The sequence below is a fragment of the Pantoea sp. RCC30.1 genome (assembly GCF_058148845.1).
On the sequence record NZ_JBXUHX010000011.1, the window covers coordinates 51,148 to 64,179 of the forward strand.

A 13,032-nucleotide genomic window follows, 5' to 3' on the forward strand; every position below is an offset into this window, starting at 1 on the left:
GAGTTGTGAACCGATCAGGCCGATATATCGTGCAAAATGTGAACATACCAGTGTGACGCTTTGATTAACTTCAGAGGAGGCGGGGGAGAGTATTCTGAGTCATTTTCTACCTTGAATGAGATATTCACCTGCCGGGCTTATGCGATTTATCTCATCGGGAGTATGGCAATAATCCTAATTTTGAAGAAAGCATTGCACTGCCTGTCAGGCATCAATACTAATTGCTGGTAGTCTTTTTCCTAAAATAGTCCAGGGATAGCGGGACCTGCTTGTAAACAAGCCAGTAATAACTAGTATAGCAACAAGTTAGCAAACTCTGCCCCAGAGTCGTAATTTGCGTACCTATTCGACATTAATCGCAATGTGACGAATGCGTTATTCGCCGATGAACGTCTTTATGATGCAATGCGGTAACGTCATTGCATTTTGGGGAGCACTATGAATGATGACAGCGATATTGGCAGCGACAGCCAAGGGCGGTAGCGTGCCCGAATCGCGTTTTTGTTGATAAAATGAGCAGCGCTGGCAGTGTTTAAGTCAGAGTAATCTGTTGGTATTTATAACGATATTACTGGTTTCATGGTTAAGATCATTGGCGTAAACGCCGCAGGAGCTCCCCTTAGAAACGGCTCAGTCTGGAGAGGTTTCGTCGCTTAATGATTTAACAGGCGATAGCCGTTGCGGGTTTAAGGAAATAAAATAAAAGAGTTAAATATGCGCGATACAGAATTTACGTTTAAAAGTCTTATTACCAAATTAATGCTGGCATGTTCAGACTTAATTTGTTTCAACGCAGCGTTATTTGTGGCGATGATGCTAATTAATCTTCACTCGGGTTCGCCGCTGGCAGATATTTCTGAAAAAGAAATGAATTTAAAAATTGCCACACACATTTGTCTGTCGGTAATTTGTATTGGCTGGTTCTGGGTAAGGCTTCGTCACTATACTTACCGGAAACCGTTCTGGTTCGAATTAAAAGAAGTTTTTCGTACCATTCTTATATTTTCTGTCATCGACCTGTCGATTACCGCACTGTCACAGTGGCAGATGTCGCGTTTTGTCTGGTTACTGACCTGGATTCTGGCGCTCATCTTAATTCCAACCTGCCGCGCGCTGTCTAAGCGTCTGCTGAATAAAAAAGGACTGTGGAAGAAACAGACCATTATTATCGGCAGCAGCAAAAATGCGCACGAAGCCTGGCAGGCACTGCAAAGCGAAGAGGTCATGGGTTTTGACGTTATCGCTTTCTACGACGTTGATGGAACCTGTCCGCAGGAGATCATGAACGGTGTGCCGGTGCTGCGCGACGAGCAGGAGCTCTGGAGCCTGACCAACAGCGAAACCCAGTTTATCGTGGCAGTCGAATATGAGCAGAGTCAGTACCGTGATATCTGGCTTAAATCGCTGGCGATGCACAACTGCCGTTCAGTTTCAGTCATCCCGACCCTGCGTGGTGTACCGCTTTACGGTACCGATATGGCTTATATCTTCAGCCACGAAGTGATGATTCTGCGTGTTCAGAACAACCTGGCTAAACGCACGTCGCGTTTCCTGAAGCGGGCATTTGATATCGTGGGTGCGCTCTCGATTATCCTGATGCTGATGCCGGCGCTGCTGGTGCTGGGCTTCCTGGTTGGCCGTGATGGTGGACCGCCGATTTATGGTCACGAGCGTGTCGGCATGAATGGACGTAAATTCAAATGCCTGAAATTCCGCTCCATGGTCATTAATTCAAAAGAAGTGCTGGAAGAGGTACTTCGTACTGATCCGATTGCCCGTGCGGAATGGGATAAAGATTTCAAACTCAAAAATGATCCACGTATTACTAAAGTGGGCCACTTCATCCGTAAAACAAGCCTCGATGAGCTTCCTCAGCTCTGGAACGTGGTGCGCGGAGATATGAGTCTGGTTGGACCTCGTCCGGTCATTGAAGATGAACTCTGTCGTTATGCTGGTGATGTTGATTATTACCTGATGGCTAAGCCAGGCATGACGGGATTGTGGCAGGTCAGCGGTCGTAATGACGTTGACTATGAAACCCGCGTCTATTTCGACTCGTGGTACGTGAAAAACTGGTCACTGTGGAATGACATCGCCATTCTGTTTAAAACAGTAGGCGTAGTGTTAAAACGCGACGGTGCCTATTAATCGTGAGTCGAAATGAGCGTGCTAACGTGCGCTCAGAGGTGTTTTGCCGTTGTCAGGCGTGTCGTTGAGAGTGGCCATCATCAGGGATATCGCAGTGCACCCATAGTCCGCTATGATGCCAGGCGTTCCGGGTAGACCCTGATAGATGGCCACGATTTATAACAAGTGGAGCAAGGATAATGAACGACAGGTTCAGAGCTTAAGGCTGAAGTCAGCCAGGATTTACTTTTTGTTGGACGCTTACACAGCGGCGGTTTCGCCTCTATCAATAAATAACTGATAGCGAAGATCTAAATGATTACAATCAAAATGAAATTGATACCCTTGCTGGTATCCGCCACATTCCTTGTCGGGTGTACGATCGAACCCGGTTCTCGCCTTTCTACATCAGGAAAAGATGTTGTCGAGCAGCAGGATAGCAACTTTGACATCGACAAATATGTCAACGTCTTCCCGTTAACGCCTTCACTGGTTGAGAAGATGCGTCCTAAGCCACTGGTGGCTCAGACCAATCCTTCACTGCAGAACGAAATTCAGAACTACGAATACCGTATCGGTGTGGGCGATGTGCTGACCGTGACGGTCTGGGATCACCCGGAACTGACGACCCCAGCGGGGCAATACCGCAGCGCCAGCGACACCGGTAACTGGGTGCATTCTGATGGCACCATCTTCTATCCCTACATTGGTCGCGTCCGTGTAGCGGGCCGTACCGTGGGCGAAGTGCGTGACGAAGTTTCGCGTCGTCTGGCTCAGTACATTGAAAGTCCACAGGTTGATGTCAGCATCGCCTCGTTCAAATCGCAGAAAACGTATGTTACGGGTTCTGTGACCACCTCAGGTCAGCAGGCGATCACCAACGTACCGTTAACGGTTCTGGATGCGATCAACGCCGCTGGCGGCCTGGCACCTGATGCTGACTGGCGTAACGTCGTGCTGACGCACAACGGTCGTGAGCAGCGCGTATCTCTGCAGGCACTGATGCAGAATGGCGACCTGAGCCAGAACCACCTCCTCTATCCAGGCGATATTCTTTACGTTCCGCGTAATGACGATCTGAAAATCTTCGTGATGGGTGAAGTGAAGCAGCAAACCACATTGAAAATGGACCGTAGCGGCATGACGCTGGCGGAAGCGCTGGGCAATGCGGCGGGGATAGATCAAACCACCTCCGACGCCACCGGTGTCTTCGTTATCCGTCCACTGCACGGCACCGATCGCAGCAAGATTGCCAACATCTATCAGTTGAACACCAAAGATGCGGCATCCATGGTGATGGGAACCGATTTCCAGCTTCAGCCTTATGACATTGTTTATGTCACCTCTACGCCGCTGACGCGCTGGAACCGTGTGATTTCGCAACTGATACCAACCATTGCAGGTATCAACGATGCGACTCAGGCCGCACAGCGTATCCGCAACTGGTCGAACTAAGGTCTGACCATGATTACGTCCGTGTTAGTCGTTTGCATTGGCAACATCTGTCGCTCTCCTACCGGAGAGCGCCTGTTTAAACGTGCGTTGCCCGATTTAGATGTTCGCTCTGCTGGTCTGGGGGCGCTGGTGGGCCACCCGGCCGACAGGATGGCATCAGAAGTCGCTGCTGCACAGGGTCTGTCGCTGGAAGGGCATCAGGCGCAGCAACTGACGGCCGACATGTGTCGTCGCGCTGACCTGATTCTGGTCATGGAAAAGCGACATATTGAACAGGTCAACCGCATCGACCCGGCCGCACGTGGCAAAACCATGTTGCTTGGGCACTGGCTCAATCAGAAAGAAATTGCGGATCCGTATAGAAAAAGCCGTGAGGCCTTTGAAGAGATTTACGGGTTACTGGAAAACGCTACTCAGAAATGGGTCAACGTATTAAGCCGATAGTTGGGATTATCCATGAATATAAAAAATAAGGTCAGAACCGCGCCGGGAGAGGATTCGAATGGATGGGATCTGGCGCATCTTGTGGGACAGCTAATTGATCATCGCTGGATCATTGTTGCCGTTACCGCATTTTTCATGCTGGCGGGAACACTCTACACACTGTTTGCAACACCGATTTATAGCGCAGATGCGTTAGTTCAGGTTGAGCAGAAGAATGTCAGTACCGTTCTGAACGAAATGGACAGCATTCTGCCACAGATGCCAGCCTCTGATACGGAAATCGAGATTCTTGAATCCCGTATGGTCATCGGCAAAACCGTTGACGATCTGGGTCTGGATACTGTGGTTGAGCAGAACTATTTCCCGATTATCGGCAAGGGTCTGTCGCGCCTGATGGGCAACAAACCTGCTGATATCGCGATTTCGCGTCTGGAAATCCCACGCACTGTCGAAAAACGTAATGTCGAGCTGGAAGTCACCGGTCCGGATAGCTATACCGTTTCTAAAGATGGCGATGAGTTGTTTAAAGGTAAAGTCGGCCAGCTGGAGTCGCACGGTGACATCAGCATGCTGGTGAGCGAGATTCATGCCGATGAAGGCACCAGCTTCACCGTGACTAAGCTGAATGACCTGCAGGCAATCCGTTCAGTGCTCTCTAACCTGACCGTAGCAGACAAAGGTAAAGATACCGGCGTGCTGGGTCTGGAGTATCTGGGTGAAGATCCAGAGCAGATCAGCAAAGTCCTGAACCAGATTGTGAACAACTATCTGTTACAGAACGTTGAGCGCAAGTCAGAGCAGGCAGAGAAAAGCCTGGAGTTCTTACGCACTCAGTTGCCTGCCGTTCGCGCCAAGCTGGATGAAGCGGAAAACAAACTGAATACCTTCCGTCGTCAGAACGAATCGGTTGACCTGTCACTGGAAGCGAAATCCGCCCTGGACTCTTCTGTCAGCGTGCAGAGCCAGTTGAACGAACTGACCTTCCGTGAAGCTGAAGTGTCTCAGCTGTTTACCAAAGATCACCCGACGTACCGCGCGCTGCTTGAAAAACGCAAAACGCTGGAAGGTGAGCAGGCTCAGCTGAACAAGAAAATTTCTGGCATGCCACAGACTCAGCAGGAAATCCTGCGTCTGACCCGTGACGTTCAGTCAGGTCAGGAGATCTACATGCAGCTGCTGAACCGTCAGCAGGAGCTGAGTATCAGCAAAGCCAGCACCGTGGGTGATGTTCGCATCATCGATAACGCGCAGACTGCTAACGCGCCGGTTGCACCGAAAAAGCTGCTGATCATCGCCGCGAGCCTGATTTTAGGTCTGTTTGTGTCAGTGGGTCTGGTTCTGCTGAAAGCCATGCTGCATCACGGCATCGAGAACCCGGATCAGCTGGAAGAGCTGGGCATGAATGTCTATGCCAGCGTTCCACTGTCTGACTGGCAGCGTAAGAAAGATACCGAAGCACTGGCACGTCGCGGCAGCAAGGTGAAAACCGATCCGCACGAAACGCTGCTGGCGCTGGGTAACCCGACTGACCTCTCCATCGAAGCGATTCGTAGCCTGCGTACCAGCCTGCACTTCGCCATGATGGAAGCGAAAAACAACATCCTGATGATCACCGGCGCCAGTCCGGGTATTGGTAAAACCTTTATCTGTGCCAACCTGGCGACGCTGGTCGCAAAAGCGGGTCAGCGTGTTCTGTTTATCGATGGTGACATGCGTCGTGGTTACACCCATGAACTGCTGGGCGCGGATAACAAATCAGGCCTGTCAAACGTGCTGTCCGGTAAAACTGAGTTCAGCCCGGCGCTGATTCAGCAGGGCGTGTACGGTTTCGACTTCCTGCCACGTGGTCAGGTTCCGCCAAACCCGTCTGAGCTGCTGATGCATCGTCGCATGGGTGAGCTGCTGGAGTGGGCGAGCAAGAACTACGACCTGGTATTAATCGATACGCCGCCAATCCTGGCCGTCACCGATGCGTCAATTATCGGTAAGCTGGCCGGCACCTCACTGATGGTAGCGCGTTTCGAAGCCAACACCACCAAAGAAGTGGACGTCAGCTTCAAACGCTTTGCCCAGAACCGTATTGAGATTAAAGGTGTGATCCTCAACGCCGTGGTGCGTAAAGCCGCCAATGCTTACGGACATGGTTATGACTACTACGCCTATGACTACAGCAAGCCAAACAAAAGCTGATCATTGAGTAATAACCAGGGGGCGGTCTGACCGCCCCTTTTTATCGTCCTTTTGAATGACGACACGCATCAATGTACACAGGTTATTCTGTCCAAACCCACAAAAGCGATACCTCTATAAATCGCATGGCGAGCGTCACTCAACAGAATTCATCACCAGCATGGCACTGCCTGCACGCATTTTGTGATCGTCCTTTCAGGCTCACTGAAAAGCCAGTCGGGAAGGCGAAGCGTGATTATTGCTGGCATGAGAACTTGTGGAATTAAGGAATCACACCATGGCTCCATATTGGTATGTATCAGGCTTTTTACTGCTGCTTTCGCTGTTTGAAATAGCGCTAAAAAAAGACGAACGCACAAACTATATTTTGACCTGGCTGCTCTGTTTTGCCGCCGTGACGTTGATTATATTCGGGGGAATTCGCGGCCTCGGCACCGGCATGGATGACTTTCAGTACCGGAGTTTCTTTGAGGACTTTGTAAGACGTATCGAGATCAACGGCTTCTTCAATACCGTTGCGTTTTTCCGTTACGAACCGCTGATTTTTGTGATGGCCTGGCTGACCAGCCTGTTTTCGCACAATGCCAGCATCTTCCTGTTTGTTTTCTGCGCCATTGCTGTTTGCATTAATACTTACTTCTTCCGGAAGATGTCACCCTATCCGGTGCTCGCGCTGGTGCTCTATTCGGCGCACATCTTTATCAACAAAGACATTAACCAGATTCGCTTTGGCCTGAGTTCTGCGCTGTTCCTTGGCGTCCTGTGGTCGATCTATCTCAAGCGCTACTGGTGGGCATTTGCCTTCTTCATTCTGTCGTTCACGAGCCACAATACCGGTGTCATGGTGGTGACGCTGGTGCCATTCCTGTTTATTCGTGACTGGCGCTGGTGGCCGGTAATTATCATCGTTGCCAGCTTACCGCTATCTGTAGTGGGCGGTTCCAGCTTTATTGCCCTGATTGCCGGTCATCTGGGATCGCTGGGGGAGAGGGCATCGGGCTATAACAATGACCCGTCCTACGCAATGGGTGGCAGCATCCTGGCCGTATCGAACCTGAAGAACATCATGCTGGTGTTTGTCTTCTTCTATTTCATGCTGACCGATGAGCTGAAGCGCGAAAATTACGCCCAGTATCGCCTTAACTACCTGCTGATTCTGAGCTTTGCTATCGGCGGTGCGATCAGGATCTTCCTGTACAACTTCCCGTCAGGTTCGCGCCTGTCCAACTATTTGCAACAGGTCGAGCCGATCATCCTGACCTCACTGATTTATCAGGCCAGGCGATCGTGGAAGCCAGCACTGTACGCCATGCTGGTTTTCTTCCTGCTCTATTACCTCTACTACAACACCATTTCTACCAAGCAGGCGGTTACCGGCTATGAAGTGGCACGAGAGTTTTGGCTGGTCCACTAATTAACCCGGCGTCCGGCCCCTCGTGAAAAGCTTCGCGCGGGGCCGGTTGTCGGTAAGAACACAGGTTTTTCATCGACCGTTGTCGAATGAACTGTTTATTTTTGAACAATTTTAATGAGGTGCTGGCAATGAAGGACATTCGTTTCTCCATCGTAATTCCGGCTTATAACGCGTCAGAATCGATTGTCACGACGCTGGATTGCGTTAAAGCACAAACGTATCGCAATTTTGAAGTCATCATCGTGGATGACAAATCGGCGGATGCCGCGGCGCTGGCGGACGTGGTTCGCAGCGAACGCTACCAGGATCTCGACATCAATCTGGTACTTTCTGAGGTCAAACTCAACGGAGCCGGTGCACGTAATAAAGGCATTGAGCTGGCAACCGGTGATTATGTCAGCTTCCTTGACGCCGACGATGAGTGGGCCGCGGACAAACTGCAGCAGGTGAGTGAAAAAATTGCTCAGCTGGAAGCCCAGGGCAAAAAGAACTTCGTCATTTTCAGCCAGGTGAATATCTATCAGGACGGCACGTTCCTGAAAGTGATGCCAATGCAGCCACCGGGCAAAAATGAAACCGTCGCCGAGTATCTGTTCGGCTGTTATGGCTTTATCCAGACCAGCACCATCGTGCTGAAGCGGGAAGACGCCGCGAAAATTCAGTTCGATACCCGCTATATTCGTCATCAGGATTATGATTTCTGCATTCGTGCCGACCGCATGGGCTATGACTTTGTGATGATCGCCGCACCGCTGGCGAACTACCACCTGGTCACGAAATTTGGCTCGAAACACAAAGGCGAATCGGTGAACTACTCGATGTTCTGGCTCGATAGCATGAAGCCGCATCTTACCCCGCGTGATATCCACACCTACAAAGCTTTTAAGCTGCCGCTGCGCTACAAGATGGATGGAAAGTCGATGATGGCGAGCCTGAGCTTTGCTCGCTACTTTTTCCTCACCAACAAAGATAACCGTGCTTATTTTATGAACCGGGTTAAAGACAAGGTCAAAGCACGTTTCGGTGGTGAGAAAGCGATCTCCTGACGCGCACCGCGCCTCGCTCTGCTCCTGATTGTCAGGAGCACCTCTCTTTTCGATTAATTCAGGGTTGAAGATGAATACTTCTGTTGGAACCGTTGGCATTGTCATGCCTATGTATAATGCCCGTCAGACGGTGTTACGCGCTGTGCAATCGGTTATCAATCAGCACTATACCGACTGGCACCTCTATCTGGTCAATGACAAGTCCACCGACGACTCGCTGGAATTTGTGCGTGAGCATTGTCAGGATCCGCGCATTACCATTCTGGATAACGCGGTCAACATGGGCGCAGCAGAGACCCGCAACGTGGGACTGCGTGCAGCCACTGAAGAGATTATTGCGTTTCTCGACAGCGACGATGAGTGGCATGCGGATAAGCTGACCCAGCAGGTTGCCGCCATTGCGGCCGGTGATGATTTTGTGATTACCGAATATCACTATAAAACCCGCAAAGCTGAGCACGACATTACCTACGGCAAACCTTACCTGCAGCAGGAAAATTTTGTGAAGAAGCAGTATCGTGTCTGTTTCTCCTCTGTCTGTTTTCGTCGTCCGCCGCAGGGTCTTTTCTTCCAACGCAAAGGCCACGAAGATTTCCTGTTTTTGTTTGAATTATTCACCCGCTATAAGCAGGCACGCGTAATTCAGACGATTCTGGTCAACTATTACGAATTAGGCGATTCCCTTTCGCGTAATAAGAACAAAGCAGCCCAGTGGCACCTTGAATTATTAAGAATTATCTATAAAAACAATCCGTTAAAAATCTATTACTATTACGCCTGGTATATGGTGAATGGTGTGCTATTTACCCTTAAGCATCGTTAAGCCTGTCGGCAGGATTGTCTTTAAAATTTGAGGTGGATAGCGTTTCATGAAAAAAATTGTCCTGGTGATCAAAGATGCTTATTCGTATGCGGGCACCGAGAACATCTGTAACTTCATGTCAGAGTGTCTTGGCGAAACACATGAAGTCACCATCTACTCGCTGGAAGGCAGCGGTAAAACCTTTTATCCGTTTGAGCATGTCAAACAGATCGTCAGCTTCGAAGGGCAGAGCAACCCGATTAAAAGCGCGGTAGCCCGGATTAACGAAGAGGGTTTCGATACCGTCTTCCTGATCAGCATGGGTCGCCTGAGCGTGATGTTCGCCTTCTGGAATCTGCTGGCAATGAAGAAGAAGCGTGGCAAAGCCTACGCCTGTGAACATATCGCCATTAACTCCTTCAGCAAGCCGATTAAGTTCCTCAAGTTTCTGCTGCTGCGCTACTACGACCGCGTGATTGTTCTGACCGAAAAAGATCATCAGGTGTTCAGCCGCTGGCGCATTCCCAGCAAGCCAATTCCTAACCCGGTGGTTTACAAAAACTATCTACGTCAGACCCGTCATCGTCAGGCGCTGGCGGTGGGGCGTCTGGATAACCAGAAGGGCTTTGATTTGCTGCTGGATATCTGGCGCGACTTCGCCCGCAATCATGCAGACTGGACGCTGGTGATTGCCGGTGACGGCGAATTGCGTCAGCAGTTGCACGATCAGGCGGCCGTGCTGGGCATCACCGACAGCGTGAAGTTTGTCGGTAAGGTCAGCAATATCAATGACTACTATCGCGACAGCGATATGGCGCTGATGACCTCGCGCTATGAAGGCTTGCCACTGGTGCTGCTGGAAGCAAAGTCCTGGTCACTGCCGGTAGTGGCGTATGACTGCCCGACCGGACCCCAGGAGATCATCAACCACGGTGAAGATGGTTTCCTGGTTCCGATGAACGATAAAGCCACGTTCCTGGCGCGCATGGAGCAGCTCGCCAGTGATGACGCGCTGTTCTATGCCATGAGCGAAAAAACCAAACAAACCGCGCTGAAATTCGACGGTAACCAGATTAAGCAAAGCTGGCTGTCATTGGTTTAAACGGAGCTGGAAAAGCTCACTTGCGACGTGCCTCAGGGACACCGCCATGGCCAATGGCCTTATTGACTACGGGAATTGATGCATGAAAAGAAGAGAAGTTTTACAGACCGCCGCCTCCGCTCTGGTGGGGGCTCTCTCCGTGAGCACCTTTTCCAGCTACGCTGCAAAAAGTAACGGTATTGCCCTGAAGCCGGTTGATGCCACTGACATTCCAAAAGGCGACGTGCCTATCCTGACGCCGGAAAATGTCTACGCCATGCCACCGCAGTTCTGGCAGGGCTTTGAGGGCAAACTCTGGATTGGTAAAGCGGGTGTGGATGCCAGCAAACCAGGCAACCAGATCCCGGTTTTCCTGCGCGATGCCAGCGGCAAGGTGTCAGAAATTACGCAGCCTATCGCGCTGAATAAAGGCAATTTTTCGCAGTTTATTCAGGACAATGCTGCGTTGATCGCCGATCCTTCGCATTCGATGACGGTCGAGGACAGTAACGGTCAGACGCTGTTCAACATCGCCGATGTCAGTCGTCCAGGCCCTGCAGATTTCAGTCAGCGCCTGGCGCAGCCAACGGGTTATCAGCTGATTGGTGAGATTCCGTCTGTGGCTGAGTTACGCAAAACCCGTCCGCTGTTTGAAGGGGCCAAAGTTAAGCTGAAAAGCTGGCATGAAGGACGGGAAGTCGGCGGCGGCGAATTTGTCGGCAGCTTCCAGACCGCTCAGAATGATGGCGGCGTAAACTTTTCCGGCGAGGGCTTCTCCTGGCGTCGCGTCGTAGATGATTTTAACCGCCTGACGCTGTTTGATTTCGGCGCAATTGCCGATGGCAAAACCGATACGGCACCCGCCATTATGGCGATGTTCGAGTGGTCTCAGCAGGCTAACCAGCAGATCTGTGTCCAGTTCCCGGCCGGTACCTTCATGGTCTCCGCCTGTAACCTTGGCAATAAGTATCTCAACTTCTTCCGCATGTCCGGTGCGATGGTGAACTTCGGCTACTTCCCGGCGACCACCATTGTCTCTGATGGTAAGTCAGAGTTCGTCTTTGAGATGAATGCCCGTCGTGTCGAGCTTTCCAATCTGAATTTCGACGGTAACAGCGATAAGCGTCCCAACCAGCAGGGCTTTTTCCATAACAACTGTCCTGGTGGACAATATTTCCGTGGTGCCTGCCTGCGCTTTAACGCTGTCGGCGGCACCGCCATTAGCCTGCAGGATACCCTCGATTGTAAAATCGACCAGTGGTACGCCTCACGCTGCACCGGCGATGTGATCAAATCGGGCTGGTCAGGTCAGAAGCAGGGCAAATGGGACCACAGCACCGCAATCGAACTGTCGAACTTCAATGCGCAGTACTGCCGTGGCGGCAAAGTTCTTAACCTGCCGCGCTGCGGTCAGTCGATTATTCATAACGGCTGGATTGAGCACTGTGACAACCCGGGCGATCTCTCCAACGGACAGTGGATCGTCGATGCGCTGAGCCTGGAGGATTGTAAGAATCCACTGATCGCGCACAACACCCGTCTGAATATGCGTCAGACCAGCCTGCAGTCAGGCAGCTGGATCGACAACTCTATGCAGGGCGATCGTCTGCTCAGCATCTGGGAGATGGGATCGACCCGCGTCGAGTCCTATGGCGTCGCGCTGGATGGGAGCCTGAAGTACAACTACATCACCTCGCGCTGGCGTTTAGAGAACAACACTAACCAGGAAACCTGGTTTGATCTCGGCAGCCTCTACTCACCGACGGTGGGTGATTCGTGGGAGATCGAAATCTTTGGTCAGTCGCAGTTCAGCAACGGGAGTGGCGACAAGCCGCTGATGAACCTGATCGGTGATAAGACCACCGGCGGCCGCGCGGTGATCCATGTGCAGCGCAAGAAAGACCGCTCAGAAGCGAGCTGGTCGGCCGAAGGCAGCAGCCCGATTGTCGATGTTCGCTATGTGGCAGAGCATGACACCGATGTGCATATCTACGTCAAACTGGCGGGCTGGACGCCGTCAGTCGCGGTGCTGGTGAAAACGACCGGTAAGGATCGCTTTGTGACCGGCCGCTGTGCGCGGGTCAATGCGGTCATGGAGAAGGGCAATCCCCCTTCGGGCGACGCGACGAAACGTGCGCCACAGCGCTTCAGTCTGCACAACGGCAAAGCGGGTGTGGGTGCTAACGAGCAGGGCGATCTGCTGATGGCGTCCCGTCCGCTCTCCGCCGATCAGGTCGATACCAGTAAGCCGGAAGGCTTTGTTTCCGTGGTCATCAACGGCAAACAGGTCGCACTGCCTTACTTCGCGATTAAGTCGTAACACCTTGCATCACGGTCGCCACAATGGAGGCGGCCGGTTTTAACAGGAGCTGTACCTTTGGGTGCGTTATCCCGTAAAGCATTACTTTAATCAGAGTTCATTTTGCCCATTTCGGATCTGGGCGGCTTTCAGAATTAAAAAAATTCATTCGGA

9 protein-coding genes are annotated in these 13,032 nt (G+C 51.4%); all 9 read left to right on the plus strand.

The genetic code is table 11. The features are described 5' to 3' along the window. Window positions 1–714: 714 nt before the first annotated feature. The 9 genes from wbaP (at window position 715) to AC2LB6_RS11710 (ending at window position 12,879) form a co-directional block, all read left to right on the plus strand. Entirely contained in the window at window positions 715–2,148 is a 1,434-nt protein-coding gene (wbaP, locus tag AC2LB6_RS11670) for an undecaprenyl-phosphate galactose phosphotransferase WbaP (RefSeq protein ID WP_283547567.1), read from the plus strand. Window positions 2,149–2,442: 294 nt separating this feature from the next. Further along, window positions 2,443–3,582: a polysaccharide export protein gene (locus tag AC2LB6_RS11675; RefSeq protein WP_490093623.1), complete on the plus strand. Its 1,140-nt coding sequence runs from the start codon at window positions 2,443–2,445 to the stop codon at window positions 3,580–3,582. 9 nt (window positions 3,583–3,591) lie between these two features. Next, entirely contained in the window at window positions 3,592–4,026 is a 435-nt protein-coding gene (locus AC2LB6_RS11680; protein WP_090959563.1) for an arsenate reductase/protein-tyrosine-phosphatase family protein, read from the plus strand. Between the two features lie 12 nt (window positions 4,027–4,038). After that, entirely contained in the window at window positions 4,039–6,216 is a 2,178-nt protein-coding gene (wzc, locus tag AC2LB6_RS11685; protein ID WP_490093624.1) for a tyrosine-protein kinase Wzc, read from the plus strand. Window positions 6,217–6,493: 277 nt separating this feature from the next. Beyond that, window positions 6,494–7,630: an EpsG family protein gene (locus tag AC2LB6_RS11690; protein ID WP_136198040.1), complete on the plus strand. Its 1,137-nt coding sequence runs from the start codon at window positions 6,494–6,496 to the stop codon at window positions 7,628–7,630. 128 nt (window positions 7,631–7,758) lie between these two features. Then, complete coding sequence (locus AC2LB6_RS11695) at window positions 7,759–8,676, plus strand: glycosyltransferase family 2 protein (protein WP_490093625.1); 918 nt, start codon at window positions 7,759–7,761, stop codon at window positions 8,674–8,676. A 70-nt stretch (window positions 8,677–8,746) separates the two neighbouring features. Beyond that, window positions 8,747–9,499 (plus strand): glycosyltransferase family 2 protein, encoded by a 753-nt coding sequence (locus tag AC2LB6_RS11700; protein ID WP_490093626.1) that lies wholly within the window; start codon window positions 8,747–8,749, stop codon window positions 9,497–9,499. 46 nt (window positions 9,500–9,545) lie between these two features. Further along, window positions 9,546–10,580: a glycosyltransferase gene (locus tag AC2LB6_RS11705; protein ID WP_090959572.1), complete on the plus strand. Its 1,035-nt coding sequence runs from the start codon at window positions 9,546–9,548 to the stop codon at window positions 10,578–10,580. Window positions 10,581–10,662: 82 nt separating this feature from the next. Further along, window positions 10,663–12,879, plus strand: coding sequence for a phage tailspike protein (locus tag AC2LB6_RS11710; protein ID WP_490093627.1), 2,217 nt, complete (start codon window positions 10,663–10,665; stop codon window positions 12,877–12,879). Window positions 12,880–13,032 lie beyond the last annotated feature (153 nt).